We start from the raw sequence: 17,706 nt of genomic DNA, 5'->3' as shown, positions 1-17,706 counted from the left end.
ACGTCGTGATCTCGATCAAGCCGAACGCGCATCGGGCGATATGGTTCTGGGGGCGATATGATTTTTGGAGGGCATCGCGGCGCCGACCGGCGCCGCGTGCTCTTCTTTCTGGTGCGGCCGAGAAGACTCGAACTTCCACGGGCTTTCGCCCACAACGACCTCAACGTTGCGCGTCTACCAGTTCCGCCACGGCCGCACATGAAACACCGCCGGTACTTGGGCCCGGCAGCTGGTAGGGGAGCGCCCCTAGCAAAGCGGATCGCGGCTTGCAACCGCTTCCGCAAGCGGCGCGATCAGTTCTTCGCTTCGCCGGAAAAGCTCAGCACCAGCCGCTTGGCGTTGACGGGCACGTCGAGCTTGGCGCTGTTGAAGGCGACCTGGCCGCGCGGCGGCAGGACCATCGCGTCGGGGCGGATCATCCAGCTGTAGACGAGGCGGCCCTGTTCGTCGCGCAGCTCGGCGCGGATGTCGGGCACCTGCTGACGGGTGTCGGTCGGATTGACGACGTTGCCGCTGATCGCGAAAATCTCGCTGCCGTTGTCGAGATCGTGGTGATCGATCGGCTTGCTGACGATCTTGAGCGGGGTTTCCGGCGTGCCCATCGGCAGGCCGAGCTGGAAGGCGAGGCCCGGCGCGCCCGAATAGAGCACGCCCGCCGCCGCGATCAGCATGACGAGGCCGGCCGCGATCGCCGCGATCGTCCAGCGGCGCGCAGGGTTGCGGCGCGGGCGGAACGGCGGCTGGTGGGCGAAGGCGTCGAAATCGTCGGCCACGCCGTCAGGCTCGCGCGGGCTTTCCGCATAGGCCGGTTCGGGTGCGGCGGAGGGAGGCGGGGCCGGGGCCGGTTCGGCGGCGCGCGCGACGAGATCGAGCACCTCCGGTCCTTCCTGGAACCAGCTATGCTTGCAACTGGCGCAGCGCACGGTGCGGCCGTCCACACCGATCGCCGTGTCGGGGACCAAATAGCGTGTCCGGCATTCGGGGCATTCGAGGATCATGACGTCACGCGGTTTTCCGAGGATGCGGATCGTCGCAATCTCGCCGGAGAATCTAAGCACCGCCTCGCCGAACTGGCAAGTGTTTCGCGCTGAAACCCCGCGTGGGCCGGGCGATGCTTGAAGCAACACGGCGGATCGTGCGATGGCGGCACCCGGGGCAAGACAAGCGAGGCGAGCGGCACACGCCGGATCATGGCGAATATCGTCCAGTTCGAGAATGTCGGCCTGCGCTATGGTCATGGCGAGGAAACCTTGTCCGACGTCAGCTTCACGCTGGCGGGCGGCGCATTCTATTTCCTCACCGGCGCGAGCGGGGCGGGCAAGACATCGCTGCTCAAGCTGCTGTATCTGGCGCAGCGGCCGACGCGCGGGGCGATCCGGCTGTTCGGCGAGGATGCGGTGACGCTGCCGCGCGGACGCCTGCCGGGGTTCCGCCGGCGGATCGGCGTGGTGTTCCAGGATTTCCGGCTGGTGCCCCACCTCTCCTCGTTCGACAATATCGCGCTGCCCTTGCGCGTATCCGGCGTGCCCGAGGGCGATATCGAGGCGCCGGTGCGCGAGATGCTGGCCTGGGTCGGGCTGGAGGGCAAGGCGGATGCGCGCCCACCGACGCTGTCGGGCGGCGAGCAGCAGCGCGTCGCGATCGCGCGGGCGGTGATCGGCCGGCCCGAGATTCTCGTCGCGGACGAGCCGACCGGCAACGTCGACCCCGACATGGCCGAGCGGCTGCTGCATCTGTTCGAATCGCTCAACCGGCTGGGGACGACCGTTGTCGTCGCGACGCACGATTTTCACCTGCTCGGGCGAATCCCGGATGCGCACATGATGCGGCTCGACAAGGGGCGGCTGCACGATCCGACCGGATCGCTGCGGCATCCCGCGAGCGGCCGATGAGCGTGCGGCTGGTAACGGCGGCGGCCGATCGCCGTCTGCTCGACGAGAAGGGCGGCGCGCGCGCCATGACCTGGATCATGGCGATCATGCTGTTCCTGACCGTGCTGGCGGCGGCGCTGGGGCTGGCGACGCTGGCGGCGACGAGCGTGCTCAACCGCCAGCTTGCCGGGCGGCTGACCGTGCAGATCGTCGAGCCCGCGGCGGACGCGCGCGCCGTGCAGACCGAGAAGGTGCTGGCGGCGCTGCGCGCATCGCCGGATGTGCGCCAGATCAACGCGGTCGACCGCGCCGAGCTGAGCGCGCTGTTGCGCCCGTGGCTGGGCGCGGACGGCGCCGATCCCGAATTGCCGATCCCGGCGATGGTCGACGTCGACCTCAACAATGGCAGCGATGCGGTGGTGGCGAAGGTGGCGGCGATCGCGCGCGCGGCGGCACCCTCGGCACGGATCGACCGGCACGAAAGCTGGATGTCGCCGGTGAGCAGCTTCATGGGGCTCGTCACCTGGCTGGCGGCGGCGCTCGTCGCGCTGATGGCGGCGGCGACCGCGGCGGTGGTGATCCTCGCCGCGCGCGCCAGCCTTGAAACGCACCGCGAGACGATCGAGGTGCTGCACATGCTGGGATCGACCGACATGCAGCTCGCGCGGCTGTTCCAGCGGCGGATCGCGCTCGACACGATCTTCGGCGGGGCGATCGGCGCGGTGCTGGCGGCGATCGTGGTGGTGACGATGGGCTATCAGCTCGCCGCGCTCGGTTCGGACCTGATCGGCGGGCTGGCGCTGGGGGTGCGCGACTGGGCGGTGCTGGCGATGCTGCCGATCGCCTTTGCGCTGCTGGCGACCCTGGCGGCGCGGTTCGCGGTGCTCGGCGCGCTCAGGCGCATCCTGTGAGGTTCATCCTTCGCCTCGTGATCCTGCTCGTGGTGCTGTGGGCGGGGGGATTCGGCATTTTCGTGGCGACGATGCCGGGGCCGCTCGAAGGGGCCGAGACCGACGCGATCGTCGTGCCGACCGGCGGCGCGGGGCGGATCGACCGCGGGCTGAAGCTGATCGCGCAGCACGCCGCCAAGCGCATGCTGGTGACGGGCGTGGCCCCGGCGGTGCGGCCCGCCGAGCTTGCCGCGCAATATCGCGGTTATTCCAAGGTGTTCGCGTGCTGCGTCGATCTCGGCCACGACGCGGTCGATACGCGCTCCAACGCCGACGAGACGGCGGCGTGGCTGAAGGAACATGGTTATAAGTCGGTGCGGCTGGTGACATCCGACTGGCATCTGGCGCGCGCGCGGCTGGAGCTGGTCAATGCGCTCGGCAGCGATGTTACGGTGGTGGGCGACGGCGTTGCGACCCGGCCCAAGTTCCTGACCCTGCTGAGCGAATACAACAAGCTGATCGTGCGGCGCGTGGCGATCCTGTCGGGCGGACTGTGGTGATCTTCCTGCGCAACCTGCTGTTCTGGATCGTATTCTACGGCGGATCGGTGCCGATGGTGCTGGTGTCGCCGCTGGCGGCGCTGTTCGGCAAGCGCGCGATGATCGCTTATGCCGGCGCGTGGGTGTGGCTGCATGGCTGGGCGACGCGGGCGATCCTGGGCATCCATGTCCGCGTCGAGGGGCATGTGCCGCAGGGTGCGCCGGTGCTCTATGCCGCCAAGCACCAGGCGATGTTCGAGACGATGGAGCTGGCGCGGCTGCTCGGCCGGCCGGCGGTGGTGATGAAGCAGGAACTCGCCGCGATCCCGGTCTGGGGATGGGCGGCGCGGCGCTACGGCGTGATCGTGATCGATCGCGGGGCTTCGGCGGGGGCGCTGCGGCAGATGCTGCGCGATGCGCAAGACGAGCTGGGCGAAGGTCGCTCGATCCTGTTCTTCCCGGAAGGAACGCGCGTCGCCCCGGGCGAGCAGCCGCCGCTCAAGTCCGGCTTCGCGGGGCTCTATCAGTTGCTGAAAGTGCCGGTCGTGCCGGTCGCGCTCGACAGCGGTGTGGTGTGGCCGCGCAAGGGGCTGAAGCGGCCGGGCGTGGTGACGTTCCGCTTCGGCGAGACGATTCCGCCGGGCCTGCCGCGCAAGGAGGCCGAGGCGAAGGTGCATGCGGCGATAAACGCGCTCGAAAGCTGATACCTATTCGTGCGTGCGGCCGAAGTCCGGGGCGGGATCGTCCTGGCCCTGGTCGATGATCGAGCGGCGGACGGCGCGGGTGCGGGTGAAGAGGTCGAACAATTCGTCGCCCTTGCCCCATCGGATCGCGCGCTGCAGCGCCGAGAGATCCTCCGAGAAGCGTTGCAGCATGTCGAGCACCGCCTCGCGATTGGCGAGGAACACGTCGCGCCACATCGTGGGATCGGAAGCGGCGATGCGGGTGAAGTCGCGGAAGCCGCCTGCCGAGAATTTGATGACCTCGGACTGAGTGACTTCCTCCATGTCCGACGCGGTGCCCACGATGGTGTAGGCGATGAGGTGCGGCAGGTGGCTGGTGATGGCAAGGACGCGGTCGTGATGATCGGGCGCCATCGTCTCGACCTCGGCACCCAGCCGCCGCCAGAATTCGCTGACGCGCGCCACCGCAAAATCGGGGGCGCCCTCGGGCGGGGTGACGATGCACCAGCGGCCATGGAACAGGCTCGCGAAGCCGCTTTCCGGGCCGCTGTTCTCGGTGCCGGCGACGGGGTGAGCGGGGATGATCGTCGCGCCGGGCAGCGCCTCGGTCAGCGCGCGGACGACATCGGCCTTGCACGAGCCCACGTCGCTGACGATCGCGTCGGCGGGCAGATCCTCTGCGATCGCCGCCGCCGCGTCGCCCATCGCGCCCACCGGCACGCAGAATATGACGAGATCGGCGTCGATCACGCTCGCGCCCGGCGTGTCGGTGACGTCGTCGAACAATTGGATGCGCGTCGCGGTTTCGCGGACGTCGGCATCAGCGTCGTATCCGGTCAGCCGCGCGCCTGGCATCGACGCACGCACCGCGCGCGCGATCGAGGAGCCGATCAGGCCGATGCCGATGATGGTGACGCGCGCGAAGGGAAGCATCGGCGCGCGGTGCCCCAAGCGCCCGCGCAACGCAAGCTGGCGCGGCGTTGCGTGGATGCTACACTAGCTGATCGGGGGCCATCGAGGGGCGGTATCGATGCGGGGCGGCGGGATCATCTGGGATGCGCTGGCGGCGGCGCGGCGGCTCAACCTCGCAGCGAACGGTGACGCCATGCCGGTCGTGGGGGCACCGGGGGCGACGCGGCGCGCGGTGCTGACGGCGCTGGGCGCGGCGGGCGTCGCTGCGGCGCTGCCACGCAAAGCGCGCGGGCAGGGGATCGCGCCGGGTCCGGTGGCGATCGTCGGCGGCGGGATCGCGGGCCTCTCGGCACTCTGGACGTTGACGCAGGCGGGGATCGACGCGCGGCTCTACGAAGCGCGGCCGCGGATGGGCGGGCGGATATGGACCGCGCGGCCGGCGAAGGCACCGGCGATCGAGATGGGCGGGCAGCTCGTCAACGACGACCATGCCGACATGCACGCGCTGACCAAGGCGTTCGGCATCGCGCTGATCGATCGCAAGGCGGGCGCGCATCGCACCATGATCCTGGCCGGGGGCAAGGCGTTGCCGGATGCGCGGCTGGTGGCCGGGCTGCGCGGAATCGCCGCGCAGATCGATGCGGATTCGCAGCGGCTGGACAAGGATTATGCGGCCATCGCGGCGGAACTGGATGCGATGTCGTTCACCGGCTATCTCGACAAGCATGCGCGGCTGATGCCCGCGCCGTGGGTGCGCGCGCTGATGGAGCAGACCGCGCGCACCGAATATGGCTGCGAGCCGGACGAGGCCTCTGCGATCGAACTGGTGTTCAATCTGCCCTCGGTCGACGGGCGCCGCGTCGAGGTGCTGAGCAACAGCGACGAACGCTATCTGATCGCGGGCGGCAGCGGCGCGCTGATCGACGCGATGGCGGAGAGGTTGCGGAACCGCATCACGACTGGCGCCAAGGTCGCGCGGATCGACCCTTTCGGCGGCGGCGTGCGGCTGGTGTTCGCGGACGGGCGGACGACGGATGCATCGGACGTGATCGTGGCGACGCCTGCGGGGATCACGCGCGCGATCGATTTCCGCGTCGCGCTGCCGCCGTTGTGGACGCGCTTCATCGCCGAGGTCGGGCTCGGCAAGTGCGAGAAGGTGCAGGCGGTGATGGCGGCGCGGCCGTGGGAGGCGTCGGTCGGGCGCGGCGGCGAATTGTGGGAGACGCGCGCGGCGCCGATGGCGCTGGGCTGGGATGCGGGCATCCGGCCCGGCACGGGGCCGGGGAGCATATGGACCTGGTTCCTGGGCGGGCAGCAGGTCAATGATGCGGCGGGGCAGACGGGACATATGCTCGCCAGGCGCTTTGCCGCGCAGGTCGAGCGGGCGATACCCGGCATGGCGGCAGCGACGCGCGAGGGCCGGCGCACCAACTGGTGCGGAGACCCGATGACGATGGGTGCGTATGTCAATTTCCGGCCGGGGCAGCTCACCACTTTCGGCGGGCTGATCTGGAGCGAGAGCGACGGCGTCGCCTCGTCGCCGCTCGGCGCGGGGCCGGTGCATTTCGCGGGCGAGCATCTGTCGGATGCCTATCCGGGCTATATGAACGGCGGCGCGCAGACCGGGCGGTTGGCGGCGCAGACGGTGATCGCTGCGCGCGTGCCGGCGCGCAGATTTGGATAGAAGGGTTCACGCGGAGGCGCGAAGGCGCGGAGAAGAGGGGGTTCGCGCAGAGGGTGCAGAGGCGCAGAGAGGCTTCGCGCCGCAGGCGGGCGCACGGCGAAACGGCCTCGGCTGATGCTGTTGTTCCGAAATCCTTGAGTTGAAACCGTCGCCATCCTAACGCGGCCGGCCATGACCGACGATGCGCGCTTCGGGCTTGCCCGCCATGTCACTCTGCCGGGGCCGCTCAGGCTCGACGGCGGGGTGCTCCTGTCGCCGGTCGATATCGCTTATGAAACCTATGGCACGCTCAATGCCGATGCCAGCAATGCGGTGCTGATCTGCCATGCGCTGACGGGGGATCACCATGTCGCCAGCCCGCATCCGGTGACGGGCAAGCCCGGCTGGTGGACGCGGATGGTGGGGGAGGGGAAACCGGTCGATCCGGCACGGCACTTCATCGTCTGTTCGAACGTGATCGGCAGCTGCATGGGATCGTCGGGGCCGGCGACGGTCAATCCGGCGACGGGCCAGCCGTGGGGGATGAGCTTTCCGGTTCTCACCATCCGCGACATGGTGCGCGCGCAGGCGATGCTGCTCGACCATCTCGGTATCGACACGCTGCAGGCGGTGGTCGGCGGGTCGATGGGGGGGATGCAGGCACTGAGCTGGCCCGCGACCTTCCCCGAGCGCGTGCGGGCGGCAGTGATCATCGCTTCGACCGCGCGGCATACCGCGCAGAACATCGCCTTTCACGAGGTCGGGCGGCAGGCGGTGATGGCCGATCCCAAGTGGCGCGGCGGCGACTATTACGAGGAGGGCGATGCGCCTTCCGCCGGGCTCGCGGTGGCGCGGATGGCGGCGCACATCACCTATATGTCCGAGGCGGGGCTGACCGAGAAGTTCGGCCGCCGCCTGCAGAAGCGCGAGCAGAAGAGCTTCGGCTTCGACGCCGATTTCCAGATCGAGAGCTATCTGCGCTATCAGGGCTTGAGCTTCGTCGATCGGTTCGACGCCAATTCGTACCTCTATATCACGCGCGCGATGGATTATTTCGATCTCGCCGAGGAACATGGCGGGCATCTGGCGAATGCGTTTCGCGCGACCAAGGCGCGTTTCTGCCTCGTCAGCTTCGACACCGACTGGCTGTATCCGACGCCCGAATCGCGCGCGATCGTGCATGCGCTCAACGCGGCGGGCGCGCCGGTGAGCTTCGTCGAGCTGCACAGTCCGTTCGGGCACGACGCCTTCCTGCTCGACGCGCCGGAGATGAACCGCGTGGTCGACGGTTTTTTGAGGGCGGGGGCATGATCGAGCTGTCCGACGATTTTGGCCGGATCGACTTCGCGCGCGTGCATGGCTGGCTGGCATCGAGCTACTGGTCGCCGGGGATCGCGCGTGACCTGGTCGAGAAGGCGGCGGCGGGGTCGCATTGCCTTGGGGCGTATGAGGGCGGCGAGCAGGTCGGCTATGCGCGGATGATCAGCGACAAGGCGACTTTCGGGTGGCTCGCCGACGTGTGGGTCGATGCGGCGGGTCGCGGGCAGGGGCTCGGGCGGCGGATGGTGCAGTGGTTTCTCGATCATCCCGACTATCAGGGGCTGCGGCGGATCGCGTTGACCACCGCCGATGCCCACGGTGTGTATGAGGCGCTGGGCTTTCACGCGCCGATCCGGCCGGAGAATTACATGGAGCGGATCGACCCGGCTGCGGCCGCGCGGTTGCGGGGGCAGTCGTGAGCCTGCGCCCCGATCTCGCGATCATCGCCGACAGTGTGGCGGCGGGCACGCGCGTGCTCGATGTCGGCTGTGGCGACGGGAGCCTGATGGCGGCGTTGCGCGATCGTAGCGGCGTGGATGCGCGCGGGCTGGAGATCGACGCGGGCAACGTCGCGGCGGCGGTGTCGCGCGGGCTGTCGGTGATCCAGGGCGATGCCGATTCGGACCTGGCGGAATATCCCGACGCGAGCTTCGACTATGCGATCCTCAGCCAGACGCTGCAGACGACGCGGCGGCCGGACGTGGCGCTCGATCACCTGCTGCGGATCGGCAAGCGCGCGTTCGTGTCGTTTCCCAACTTCGCGCATTGGCGGGTGCGGGCGTCGCTGCTGAGCCGGGGGCGGATGCCGGTGACGCGGCTGCTGCCCGAACAATGGTTCGACACGCCCAATATCCACCACGTGACGATCGACGATTTCCGCGCGTTCGTGGCGGGGCGGGGGATTACCGTGGAGGGGGCGTGGTTCCTCGCCGGGGACCAGCGCGCAAAGTCGGCGATGGCGAATCTGTTCGCCGAGCACGCGGTGTTTCTTCTCAGGCGTTAGGCCGACGGCGAAGCCGTCGGCCGGATCGGGCTGACGCCCGTCCGCCGGCCGAGCGCGGATGTCCGCTCACGCGAACCGGCGGCCAAGGCCGCCTCATCCGCGATCAGAACGGCACGTCGTCATCCAGATCGTCCGAGAAGCCGCCGCGCTGGCCGCCGCCGCCGGCAGGGGCGCTCGGGCGGCCGCCGCCGTAGCCGCCACCGCTGCTGCGGCCACCGCCGCCGAAGCTGCCGCCGGAGAAATCCTCGTTCCCGCCGAAATCGTCGCGTACCGCGCCGCCGCCGCCACCGCCGCCGGGCGCGCCATCGAGCATCGTCAGGACGCTGTTGAAGCCCTGCAGCACGATCTCGGTCGAATAGCGATCCTGCCCTTGGGCATCCTGCCACTTACGGGTCTGCAGCGCGCCCTCGATATAGACCTTGCTGCCCTTCTTCAGATAGCGTTCGGCGACGTTGGCGATCCCTTCGTTGAAGATCGCGACCGAATGCCATTCGGTCTTTTCCTTGCGCTCGCCGGTGTTCTTGTCCTTCCAGTTTTCCGACGTGGCGATGCGCAGGTTCACGACCTTGCCGCCGTTCTGGAAGGATTTGCTCTCCGGGTCGCGGCCGAGATTGCCGACGATGATGACCTTGTTGACGCTGCCCGCCATATTTTCGCTTTCTACAAACCGAGTGCCGTTGCCGCCCAGCATGTAGCTCCCGCGCTGACATATGCCAGTGCGAACAGGTAGCCGACCATGAAGGCGGGCCATTTCCATCCATTCGTTTCGCGTCGGGTGACGGCGATGGTCGAGATGCATTGCGGCGCGAACACGAACCACATCAGGAAGGCGAGCGCGGTCGGCAGGCTCCAGCGGCCGCGCAGGTTCTCGACCATTTTCTTGCCGCCCTGGTCGCTTTCGGGATCGTCGATGGCATAGACCGTGCCGATCGCCGCCACCGCGATCTCGCGCGCGGCCATTGCCGGGATCAGCGCGAGCGCGATGTCGCGGTTGAAGCCGATCGGGCGAAAGACAGGCTCGATCGTGTTGGCGATGCGCCCGGCGATCGAATAATTGACCTGGCTGACCTTCGACCCCGCCGGCACCTGCGGGAAAGTGAGCAACGCCCAGAGGATGATCGTGGTGGTGGCGATGATTGTGCCGGCGCGGCGCAGGAAAATCTCGGTACGGCCGAGCAGCCCGAGTGCGACGTCGCGCACGTTGGGGAGCTGATATTTCGGCATCTCCATCATAAAGCCCGACGACGCGCCTTTGGTGACGGTGTTGCGCAGGACGAGCGCGACGAAGAACGCGCCGACCACGCCCATCACGTAGAGGCCGAACATGACGAGGCCCTGCAAACCGACGAAGGGCAGCACCGCGCGGTTGGGGATGAAGGCACCGATGACGAGCGTGTAGACCGGCAGCCGCGCCGAACAGGTCATCAGCGGCGCGATCAGGATGGTGGTGAGCCGGTCCTTCTCATCCTCGATCGTGCGCGTCGACATGATGCCGGGCACGGCGCAGGCGAAGCTGGAGAGCAGCGGAATGAAGGCGCGGCCCGACAGGCCGACGCTCGCCATCATCCGGTCCATCAGGAAGGCGGCGCGGACCATGTATCCGCTCGCCTCCAGCACGAGGATGAAGGCGAACAGGATCAGGATCTGCGGCAGGAAAACGACCACCGCGCCGACGCCGGCGATGACGCCGTCGGTGAGCAGCGAGCGCAGGATCGAATCGGGCATCAGGCCCTTGATCCACTGTTCGAGCGCGAGGAAGCCGGTATCGATCGCATCGGCGGGGACGGTCGCCCAGGTGAACACCGCCTGGAACATCACGAACAGGATCGCGAACAGCAGGATGACGCCGAACACGGGATGCAGCGCAATCGAATCGAGCGCATGGCCCCAGCGGCGCGTCGGCGCTTCCGAGACGGTGGCGCGCTGGGCGAGCTGGCGGGCACGGCGTTGCAGCGTGACGATATCCTCGGGCACGCCGTCGCTCGCGCGCAGGGGAATGGCGGCGCCGTGTTCGAGGATGCCGGAGAGCTGCTGCTTGAGATCCTCCAGCCCGCGGCGGCGCACCGCCACGGTGGGCACGACGGGGACGCCGAGTTCGCGCGTCAGCACTTGCGGGTCGAGCTTCAGCCCGTCGCGTTCGGCAAGGTCGAACATATTGAGCGCGATGACGACAGGCAGGCCGAGCGCAATGAGCTGCAGGGCGAAGCGCAGGTGATTGTCGAGGTTTGACGCATCGAGGACGATGACGATCGCGTCGGGCAGGCGCTCGCCGGCCTGACGCCCGGTGACGAAATCGCGCGTGACGCGCTCGTCGGGGCTGGAGGGTTCGAGGCTGTAGGTGCCGGGCAGATCGACCAGTTCGACCGGGCGGCCGTCGTCGAGGACGAGGCGGCCCGATTTGCGCTCCACGGTGACGCCGGGATAATTGCCGACCTTCTGCCGCGCGCCGGTGAGGGCGTTGAACAGCGCGCTTTTACCGGCATTGGGATTGCCGACCAGCGCCACCAGAGGGGCTGCGTTCATCGCGTCAGGCGGCGAGCGAGACGTGGATCGTGGCGGCGACGTTGCGGCGGAGCGCGACGATCATGCGGCCAATCCGTACCGCGATCGGCCCCTTGCCGATTGACGCGCGGTGCAGCACCTCGACGCCGACACCCTCGTCGAAGCCGAGTTCGCGCAGGCGGCGGCCTTCGGGAATGCTGAGCCGGTCCCACTCGATCCCGGCGACGGTCGCCTGCCGGCCGTTGGGAAGCGCTGCGAGGCTGAGGCTGGTATCGACGGGCGCGTGGACGTTCATGCTGCGACTGATTATCAATAGGCGCGGGCGAACGCCAGCGTTATCGCTTTGCCGGACCGTTACACCGCAGGGTAGCGCAGGCGGCCGATGAAGCGCGACAGGCTGGGGCGGAAGGCGGCGCGGGCGACGGCCCCGGCCTTGGCTTTCTCGAAGCGCATGATGTCCTCGATCCGGCGCGCGAGGAAGGCGCGGGTGTCGGCCCAGCCCTCGCTCTCGTCGTCGAGAAAGACGGTCACGGTGGCGGTATAGACCGCGCCGAGCGTCATGCGCTTGGTATAGTGGTTGTAGTCTGTCGCGGTGTCGCCGGCCGCGCGCCAGATGGCGTCGGCGGTGCCCCAGCCGAGCTTCGCGGCGAGGGCGAGGTTCTGCGGCATGGCGAGGATGGCGAGCGCACGGCGCAGCGCCTCGCGATTGGACGCGGTCTCGGCGAGGCGGGCCTCGACCAAAGCGGTGATGCGCTGGCGAATCTTGAGCGTGGTGATCGTCTCCGCGCCGACGCGCGCGATCATCTTCGCATCGACCGAGCGGATCCAGGCGGCGATCATGTCGGTCGCGCCGCCGGGAAAGGCGAGCAGGGCGACGTCGCGGTCGACGCCCGCGGCATCGGCGGCCATGTCGCGCGCGGTCGCGCTCCAGCCGTCGAAGGCGGCGTTGTCGGCGATCAGCGGGGCGAGCCCGGCGGCGATCTCGTCGAGCGTGGCGTCAGGTGCGATCGTCATGCGTGTCTCCCACCGGCTCCATTTGGTCCGCCAACGGAATTTCCGCAACCGTGGCGGGCTTCTCGCGCACCAGTACCAGCGCGATCGCGACCAGCAGCGCACCGACGAAATCGAGCGCGCCGAGCTGTTCGCCGTAGACGATCCAGCCGATCGTGGCGGAGACGATCGGCTGCACAAGCAGCGTCAGCCCGACGACGAGCGGCGATATCCGCCCCAGCGCATAGACCATCAGGAACTGGCCGGTGATCTGGCTGACCAGCGCAAGGCCGATTAGCGGAAGCCAGTTATGCGGGATGATCCGTTCCTGCAGGATCAGCGCGAAGGCGAGCGCGGGGACGATGCTGACCGTCGTCGACAGCGCGAGCGCAGGCAGCGGCGGCGTCGTCTCGCGCACGCGGCCGAGGAAGATGAAATAGCCGGTATAGAGCAGCCCGGCGAGCACGCAGAGCAGATCGCCGCCGAGATGGCGCGGATCGGCCTGATAGGAGCGGCCCATCAGCAGCGCGCCGCCGGCGAAGGCGAGCAGCAGCGCGATGCCCTGCATCCGCGTCGGCAGAGCTCGCGCGACGAGGAAGCCGTAGATCGGGAAGATCAGGATCGTCGAATTGCCGAACAGCGTCGCGTTGGCGAGCGTCGTGCGCACGATGCCGAGATGCCAGCTCCCCAGATCGGCGGCGAAGCACACTGCGGCGAGCGCGAGCATCGCCCAGAGCTGCCACGTCCAGCCGCGCGGCCGCCAGCCGGTGCCGAAGCCGGCGATCAGCAGCACGGGTGCCGCCAGCAGCAGCCGCCAGAAGCCCGAGGCGACCGGGCCGGTATCGGCGAGGCGCACGAACCACGGCCCGAAGGCGAGCGCGACGTTGCCGGCGACCAGCGCGGCGAACGGAAGCGGCGAGCGAGCGTTGGTTTGCGGTGCAACAGATTTTGTTGGGGAGGCGTCACCGTGCATGCCGCCCCTTAGCTTCCTATCTGCCGCTCGTCCAAAAGGGAGTTTCCTTCATGCCCACGCTGTTCGATTCCATCACGCTCGGCGACGTATCCGCGCCCAACCGCATCCTCATGGCGCCACTGACGCGCGGGCGGGCGACGCGCGAGCATGTGCCGACGCCGCTGATGGTGGACTATTACCGGCAGCGCGCGAGTGCGGGGCTGATCATCACCGAGGCGACGGGCATCTCGCAGCAAGGACTGGGCTGGCCCTATGCGCCGGGCCTGTGGAGCGACGAGCAGGTCACGGCGTGGCAGCCGGTGACCGATGCCGTGCATGCGGCGGGCGGGCGGATCTTCGCCCAGCTGTGGCATATGGGGCGGCAGGTGCATTCATCGGTTACGGCCGAGCAGCCGGTATCGTCGTCCGCCACCGCGACGCCGGGCGATGCGCATACCTATGAGGGCAAGAAGCCGTTCGAGACGGCGCGGCCGCTGCGGCTCGACGAGATTCCGGGCCTGCTCGACGACTACGAGACGGCGACGCGCAATGCGCTGGCGGCCGGGTTCGACGGGGTGCAGATCCATGCCGCGAACGGCTATCTGATCGACCAGTTCCTGCGCGACAACGCCAATTTCCGCGACGATATCTACGGCGGATCGGTCGAGAACCGCACGCGGTTGCTGCGCGAGGTGACCGAGCGTGTGATCTCGGTGGCGGGCGCGGGGCGGACGGCCGTGCGGCTGTCGCCCAACGGTGATTCGCAGGGCGTCGATGACAGCAACCCGGAAGGCCTGTTCGTGCCCGCGGCGAAACTGCTCTCCGATCTCGGCATCGCCTTCCTCGAACTGCGCGAGCCCGGCCCCGACGGCACGTTCGGCAAGACCGACGTGCCGAAGCTGTCACCGGCGATCCGCAAGGTGTTTGCCGGCCCGCTGGTGCTCAACTCGGATTACGACAGCGTGGAGAAGGCGCAGGCGGCGCTCGATTCTGGCGTGGCGGATGCGATCGCCTTCGGGCGGACCTTCCTCGCCAATCCCGACCTGCCCGAGCGGTTGCGGAGCGGCGCGGCGCTCAACCCGTCCGATCCGGCGACGTGGTATTCGCAGGGGCCGGAGGGATATACCGACTATCCGGCTCTGGAAACGGTCGAGGCCTGAAACCGTCGCCCCGGCGGAGGCCGGGGCGGCGGCTAGTGCGCGAACTTGTCCTTCAGCGCAAGCATGGCGAGCGCGGCCTTGGCCGCCTCGCCGCCCTTGTCCTTCTCGGACTTGCGGGCGCGGGTGAGCGCCTGCGCCTCGTTTTCGGTGGTGAGGATGCCGTTGCCGATGGCGAGGCCGTCCATCGACAGCGCCATCAGCCCGCGCGCGCTTTCGCCCGCGACGATCTCGAAATGATAGGTTTCGCCGCGAATGACGACGCCGAGGCCGACGAAGGCATCGTAGCGGTTCGCATCCGCGGCCAGCGCGATCGCGCCGGGCACTTCGAGCGCACCGGGCACGGTGATGGTCTCATGGCTGTGCCCCGCATCCTCGATCGCGGCGCGGGCGCCTTCCAGCAGCAGGTCGTTGAGATGGTCGTAGAAGCGCGCCTCGACGATCAGGACATGCGCCATCAGTCGGCCCTCTCGACCGCGCGCTCACCGACGATCGACAGGCCGTAGCCCTCGAGCGCGACCAGCGTGTGATGCGTGTTGGTGAGCAGGACCATGTCGTGAACGCCGAGTTCCGCCAGCACCTGCGCGCCGATGCCGTAATCGCGCAGTTCCTCGACGTCCAAATCGCTGGCGATGCCGGCAGCGCGCTTGGCGCGCACTTCCATATGGCGGCTCAGCGAATTGGCCATCGCACGGTTGATGACGACGACGACGCCGGCCCCTTCCTCGCCGATCATCTTCATCGCGCCGGCGAGCATTCCGGCACGATCCGTGGTTTCGCCGAACGTGTCGGCGAACATCGACAGCGTGTGCATGCGCACCAGGGTGGGCTTTTCCGCGTCGATCTTGCCCTTGACCAGGGCGATCGTCTCGGTGCCGACCGCCTTGTTGTAGAAGGTGATCGCGCTCCATTCACCGCCCCAGCGGCTGTCGAACTTGGTTTCGGCGCGGCGTTCTAGCAGGTGATCGTGGCGGCGGCGGTAGGCGATCAGATCGCGAATCGTGCCGATCTTGAGGTTGTGGCGCTGTGCGAAGGCGACGAGATCGTCGAGCCGCGCCATCGTGCCATCCTCCTTCATGATCTCGCAGATCACGCCGGAGGGGTTGAGTCCCGCGAGCCGCGAGACGTCGACCGCGGCCTCGGTATGGCCTGCGCGGACCAGCACGCCGCCGGGGCGGGCGACGAGCGGGAAGACGTGGCCGGGGGTGACGATATCGGCCTTGGTGCGGCTGCCGTCGATCGCGACGGCGACGGTGCGCGCGCGGTCGGCGGCGGAGATGCCGGTCGTCACGCCCTCGCGCGCTTCGATCGAGACGGTGAAGGCGGTTTCGTGACGGGTGCCGTTGTTGCGGCTCATCAGATCGAGCCCGAGTAGATCGACACGCTCCTTGGTGAGCGCGAGGCAGATCAGGCCCTTGCCGTGTGTCGCCATGAAGTTGATCGCATCGGGCGTCGCCATCTGCGCGGGGATGACGAGATCGCCCTCATTCTCGCGGTCCTCGTCGTCGACGAGGATGAACATGCGGCCGTTGCGCGCTTCGTTGACGATTTCCTCGGGGTTGGAGAGGAAGCCGTGGCGCAGGTGCGCGACCTTGGTGTCAGTGGTTGGCACGATAATGTTCCATGCGTTGGAGATAGCGCGCGAGCACGTCGATCTCGATGTTCATGATATTGCCGATGGCGGCCGAGCCGATCGCGGTGACGGACGCCGTGTGCGGGATGATGTTGACGCCGATGCGGACGCCTTCCGGCACATCGTCGACCGAGTTGACGGTGAGCGAGACGCCGTCGAGCGTGATCGAGCCCTTGGCGGCCATATACGGCGCGATGGCGGGGCCGGCGAGGACGGTGAGGCGGGTCGAGCCGCCCTCGCCGTAAAGCTCGACGATCTCGCCGGTGCCATCGACATGGCCGGTGACGATATGCCCGCCGAGCTCGTCGCCGACCTTCAGCGCGCGTTCGAGGTTGAGGCGGCGGCCGGCCGTCCACATGCCGGCCGCGCTGCGCGAGATCGTCTCGCCCGAGACGTCGACCGCGAACCAGCCCGGCCCCTTGGCGATGACGGTAAGGCAGACGCCCGAACAGGCGATCGACGCGCCCATGTCGATGGTGGCGGTGTCGTACGACGTCAGGATGCGCACGCGCGTATCGGCGAGCGCTTCCACGGCATCGATCGTGCCGACGTCTGTGATGATTCCGGTGAACATCAGTCTTTCCTGGCGCGCTCGTAGACCTCCAGCCGGTCGCTGCCAAGCTGGCGCGAGTCGATCAGTGTCCAGCGGCGGTGCGCATCGGCGAGATCGGCGAGGCCGATATCGGGAAGCGTGCGCCCGTCGCCGACGAGGATCGGCGCGCGATAGAGGAGAAGGCGATCGACGAGATCGGCGGCGAGGAAGCTCGCGGCGGTGTGTGCGCCGCCTTCGACCATGAGATAATCGCTGACGCTCACCGCGGAAAGAGCCCGCTGGCCGACCCAAGCCCAGCCGGAATAGAGGTCTAGGTCAGAGCCGCACCAACTGTTGGCATCGTGCATGCCCTTCGGTTGATGCGAGGAGAGTAGCAGGCGGTGCGGGCTGCGGTCTTCGAGGCCGGGCAGGCGTACGTCGAGTCGTGGCGTGTCGGCCTCGAATGTGCCGCGTCCGACCAGGATCGCGTCGTGGCGCGCGCGTTCGAGGTGAGTGTGAGCGCGCGCTTCATCGCCGGTGATCCAGCGGCTGCGGCCGTCGGCCATCGCCAGCGCACCGTCGAGCGAGAGCGCGAGTTTCAGCGTGACATGCGGCCGGCCGAGCGCGCGGCGGGTGAGGAAGCCCGCCATCGATCGTCGCGCCTGATCGGCACCGAAGCCGCTCGCGACCTCGATTCCGGCGGCGCGGAGCCGCGCCATCCCTTCGCCGTCGGTGCGCGGATCGGGATCGCCGAGCGCGACGACGACGCGCGCCACTCCAGCCTCGATCAGCAGGTCGGTGCAGGCGGGGCCGCGCTCCGAGCGGTGCGCGCACGGTTCGAGGGTGGTGTAACAAGTTGCGCCGCGCGACTCCGCGCCGGCCTGTGCCAGCGCCATCGCCTCGGCATGGGGGCGCCCTCCGGGCTGCGTCCAGCCGCGACCGACGACTCGCCCGCTCTTGACGATGACGCAGCCGACATTGGGGTTGGGCGCGGTCCGCCCGCGCCCGCGCTCCGCCAGCGCGAGCGCCGCCGCCATCCAGCGCGCGTCGTCAGCGCCG

20 protein-coding genes and 1 tRNA gene are annotated in these 17,706 nt (G+C 68.5%); 9 read left to right on the top strand and 12 right to left on the bottom strand.

Annotation, left to right across the window (positions count from 1 at the left end; genetic code table 11):
* Positions 1-109: 109 nt before the first annotated feature.
* Both Q5H94_RS03545 and Q5H94_RS03540 read right to left on the bottom strand, forming a co-directional pair.
* Positions 110-196 (bottom strand) — tRNA-Leu (locus tag Q5H94_RS03545).
* Positions 197-293: 97 nt separating this feature from the next.
* Complete coding sequence (locus Q5H94_RS03540) at positions 294-998, bottom strand: MJ0042-type zinc finger domain-containing protein (RefSeq protein WP_304560151.1); 705 nt, start codon at positions 996-998, stop codon at positions 294-296.
* 192 nt (positions 999-1,190) lie between these two features.
* Here Q5H94_RS03540 and ftsE point away from each other — a divergent pair, with 192 nt between their 5' ends.
* The 4 genes from ftsE to Q5H94_RS03520 are packed head-to-tail and all read left to right on the top strand — an operon-like array spanning position 1,191 to position 4,004.
* A complete protein-coding gene (gene ftsE / locus Q5H94_RS03535) occupies positions 1,191-1,892 on the top strand; it encodes a cell division ATP-binding protein FtsE (RefSeq protein WP_304559851.1) in 702 nt (233 codons plus the stop codon).
* Positions 1,889-2,782, top strand: a complete 894-nt coding sequence (locus tag Q5H94_RS03530; RefSeq protein ID WP_304559850.1) for a cell division protein FtsX — start codon at positions 1,889-1,891, stop codon at positions 2,780-2,782. Before ftsE ends, Q5H94_RS03530 begins: the two co-directional genes overlap by 4 nt.
* A complete protein-coding gene (locus Q5H94_RS03525) occupies positions 2,779-3,321 on the top strand; it encodes a YdcF family protein (RefSeq protein ID WP_304559849.1) in 543 nt (180 codons plus the stop codon). The genes Q5H94_RS03530 and Q5H94_RS03525 overlap by 4 nt, the downstream gene beginning before the upstream one ends.
* Positions 3,318-4,004: a lysophospholipid acyltransferase family protein gene (locus Q5H94_RS03520; RefSeq protein ID WP_304559848.1), complete on the top strand. Its 687-nt coding sequence runs from the start codon at positions 3,318-3,320 to the stop codon at positions 4,002-4,004. The genes Q5H94_RS03525 and Q5H94_RS03520 overlap by 4 nt, the downstream gene beginning before the upstream one ends.
* Positions 4,005-4,007: 3 nt before the next feature.
* Here Q5H94_RS03520 and Q5H94_RS03515 read toward each other — a convergent pair whose 3' ends face one another.
* Positions 4,008-4,916, bottom strand: a complete 909-nt coding sequence (locus Q5H94_RS03515) for a prephenate/arogenate dehydrogenase family protein (protein ID WP_304559847.1) — start codon at positions 4,914-4,916, stop codon at positions 4,008-4,010.
* A gap of 97 nt (positions 4,917-5,013) precedes the next feature.
* On the opposite strand from Q5H94_RS03515, the gene Q5H94_RS03510 reads away from it, so the two are divergent.
* From Q5H94_RS03510 to metW, 4 genes are all read left to right on the top strand, one after another.
* Positions 5,014-6,579 (top strand): flavin monoamine oxidase family protein, encoded by a 1,566-nt coding sequence (locus Q5H94_RS03510; RefSeq protein ID WP_304559846.1) that lies wholly within the window; start codon positions 5,014-5,016, stop codon positions 6,577-6,579.
* Positions 6,580-6,750: 171 nt separating this feature from the next.
* The gene (metX, locus tag Q5H94_RS03505) at positions 6,751-7,869 is read left to right on the top strand and encodes a homoserine O-acetyltransferase MetX (protein WP_304559845.1); all 1,119 of its coding nucleotides are present in this window, start codon (positions 6,751-6,753) and stop codon (positions 7,867-7,869) included.
* Positions 7,866-8,297, top strand: coding sequence for a GNAT family N-acetyltransferase (locus Q5H94_RS03500; protein WP_304559844.1), 432 nt, complete (start codon positions 7,866-7,868; stop codon positions 8,295-8,297). Before metX ends, Q5H94_RS03500 begins: the two co-directional genes overlap by 4 nt.
* The gene (metW, locus tag Q5H94_RS03495) at positions 8,294-8,881 is read left to right on the top strand and encodes a methionine biosynthesis protein MetW (RefSeq protein WP_304559843.1); all 588 of its coding nucleotides are present in this window, start codon (positions 8,294-8,296) and stop codon (positions 8,879-8,881) included. Before Q5H94_RS03500 ends, metW begins: the two co-directional genes overlap by 4 nt.
* A gap of 103 nt (positions 8,882-8,984) precedes the next feature.
* Here the strand turns inward: metW and ssb are convergent, their stop codons facing one another.
* Genes ssb through Q5H94_RS03470 form a run of 5 tightly spaced genes read right to left on the bottom strand, consistent with a single transcriptional unit; the run spans position 8,985 to position 13,346 of the window.
* Positions 8,985-9,530: a single-stranded DNA-binding protein gene (ssb, locus tag Q5H94_RS03490; protein WP_304559842.1), complete on the bottom strand. Its 546-nt coding sequence runs from the start codon at positions 9,528-9,530 to the stop codon at positions 8,985-8,987.
* Positions 9,531-9,541: 11 nt separating this feature from the next.
* Positions 9,542-11,404: a ferrous iron transporter B gene (feoB, locus tag Q5H94_RS03485; protein WP_304559841.1), complete on the bottom strand. Its 1,863-nt coding sequence runs from the start codon at positions 11,402-11,404 to the stop codon at positions 9,542-9,544.
* A 4-nt stretch (positions 11,405-11,408) separates the two neighbouring features.
* A complete protein-coding gene (locus Q5H94_RS03480) occupies positions 11,409-11,678 on the bottom strand; it encodes a FeoA family protein (RefSeq protein ID WP_304559840.1) in 270 nt (89 codons plus the stop codon).
* A 59-nt stretch (positions 11,679-11,737) separates the two neighbouring features.
* On the bottom strand, positions 11,738-12,397 hold the full coding sequence (locus Q5H94_RS03475; RefSeq protein ID WP_304559839.1) for a COQ9 family protein: 660 nt from the start codon (positions 12,395-12,397) through the stop codon (positions 11,738-11,740).
* Positions 12,381-13,346, bottom strand: a complete 966-nt coding sequence (locus Q5H94_RS03470; protein ID WP_304559838.1) for a DMT family transporter — start codon at positions 13,344-13,346, stop codon at positions 12,381-12,383. The genes Q5H94_RS03475 and Q5H94_RS03470 overlap by 17 nt, the downstream gene beginning before the upstream one ends.
* Before the next feature lie 50 nt (positions 13,347-13,396).
* Here Q5H94_RS03470 and Q5H94_RS03465 point away from each other — a divergent pair, with 50 nt between their 5' ends.
* Entirely contained in the window at positions 13,397-14,485 is a 1,089-nt protein-coding gene (locus tag Q5H94_RS03465; RefSeq protein WP_304559837.1) for an alkene reductase, read from the top strand.
* A gap of 32 nt (positions 14,486-14,517) precedes the next feature.
* Here the strand turns inward: Q5H94_RS03465 and ribH are convergent, their stop codons facing one another.
* From ribH to ribD, 4 genes are read right to left on the bottom strand one after another with little or no spacing between them, the layout of a single operon-like run.
* Complete coding sequence (ribH, locus tag Q5H94_RS03460; RefSeq protein ID WP_304559836.1) at positions 14,518-14,940, bottom strand: 6,7-dimethyl-8-ribityllumazine synthase; 423 nt, start codon at positions 14,938-14,940, stop codon at positions 14,518-14,520.
* Positions 14,940-16,094, bottom strand: a complete 1,155-nt coding sequence (ribB, locus tag Q5H94_RS03455; protein ID WP_304559835.1) for a 3,4-dihydroxy-2-butanone-4-phosphate synthase — start codon at positions 16,092-16,094, stop codon at positions 14,940-14,942. The genes ribH and ribB overlap by 1 nt, the downstream gene beginning before the upstream one ends.
* Positions 16,081-16,689, bottom strand: a complete 609-nt coding sequence (locus Q5H94_RS03450; protein ID WP_304559834.1) for a riboflavin synthase — start codon at positions 16,687-16,689, stop codon at positions 16,081-16,083. Before Q5H94_RS03450 ends, ribB begins: the two co-directional genes overlap by 14 nt.
* Positions 16,689-17,684: a bifunctional diaminohydroxyphosphoribosylaminopyrimidine deaminase/5-amino-6-(5-phosphoribosylamino)uracil reductase RibD gene (gene ribD / locus Q5H94_RS03445; RefSeq protein ID WP_431312133.1), complete on the bottom strand. Its 996-nt coding sequence runs from the start codon at positions 17,682-17,684 to the stop codon at positions 16,689-16,691. Before ribD ends, Q5H94_RS03450 begins: the two co-directional genes overlap by 1 nt.
* Positions 17,685-17,706: the final 22 nt, after the last annotated feature.

Source organism: Sphingomonas immobilis, assembly GCF_030580995.1.
GTDB classification, from domain to species: Bacteria; Pseudomonadota; Alphaproteobacteria; order Sphingomonadales; family Sphingomonadaceae; genus Sphingomonas; species Sphingomonas immobilis.
Note: the sequence above shows the minus strand (reverse complement) of the source record. Positions and strands in the feature narration are given on the sequence as shown.

Bases quoted from the DNA above. Each gene is read 5' to 3' on its own strand.
- Q5H94_RS03540 (WP_304560151.1), bottom strand. From the start codon at position 998: ATGATCCTCGAATGCCCCGAATGCCGGACACGCTATTTGGTCCCCGAC.
- ftsE (WP_304559851.1), top strand. From the start codon at position 1,191: ATGGCGAATATCGTCCAGTTCGAGAATGTCGGCCTGCGCTATGGTCAT.
- Q5H94_RS03530 (WP_304559850.1), top strand. From the start codon at position 1,889: ATGAGCGTGCGGCTGGTAACGGCGGCGGCCGATCGCCGTCTGCTCGAC.
- Q5H94_RS03515 (WP_304559847.1), bottom strand. From the start codon at position 4,916: ATGCTTCCCTTCGCGCGCGTCACCATCATCGGCATCGGCCTGATCGGC.
- Q5H94_RS03510 (WP_304559846.1), top strand. From the start codon at position 5,014: ATGCGGGGCGGCGGGATCATCTGGGATGCGCTGGCGGCGGCGCGGCGG.
- metX (WP_304559845.1), top strand. From the start codon at position 6,751: ATGACCGACGATGCGCGCTTCGGGCTTGCCCGCCATGTCACTCTGCCG.
- Q5H94_RS03500 (WP_304559844.1), top strand. From the start codon at position 7,866: ATGATCGAGCTGTCCGACGATTTTGGCCGGATCGACTTCGCGCGCGTG.
- ssb (WP_304559842.1), bottom strand. From the start codon at position 9,530: ATGGCGGGCAGCGTCAACAAGGTCATCATCGTCGGCAATCTCGGCCGC.
- feoB (WP_304559841.1), bottom strand. From the start codon at position 11,404: ATGAACGCAGCCCCTCTGGTGGCGCTGGTCGGCAATCCCAATGCCGGT.
- Q5H94_RS03480 (WP_304559840.1), bottom strand. From the start codon at position 11,678: ATGAACGTCCACGCGCCCGTCGATACCAGCCTCAGCCTCGCAGCGCTT.
- Q5H94_RS03475 (WP_304559839.1), bottom strand. From the start codon at position 12,397: ATGACGATCGCACCTGACGCCACGCTCGACGAGATCGCCGCCGGGCTC.
- Q5H94_RS03470 (WP_304559838.1), bottom strand. From the start codon at position 13,346: ATGCACGGTGACGCCTCCCCAACAAAATCTGTTGCACCGCAAACCAAC.
- Q5H94_RS03465 (WP_304559837.1), top strand. From the start codon at position 13,397: ATGCCCACGCTGTTCGATTCCATCACGCTCGGCGACGTATCCGCGCCC.
- ribH (WP_304559836.1), bottom strand. From the start codon at position 14,940: ATGGCGCATGTCCTGATCGTCGAGGCGCGCTTCTACGACCATCTCAAC.
- Q5H94_RS03450 (WP_304559834.1), bottom strand. From the start codon at position 16,689: ATGTTCACCGGAATCATCACAGACGTCGGCACGATCGATGCCGTGGAA.
- ribD (WP_431312133.1), bottom strand. From the start codon at position 17,684: ATGGCGGCGGCGCTCGCGCTGGCGGAGCGCGGGCGCGGGCGGACCGCG.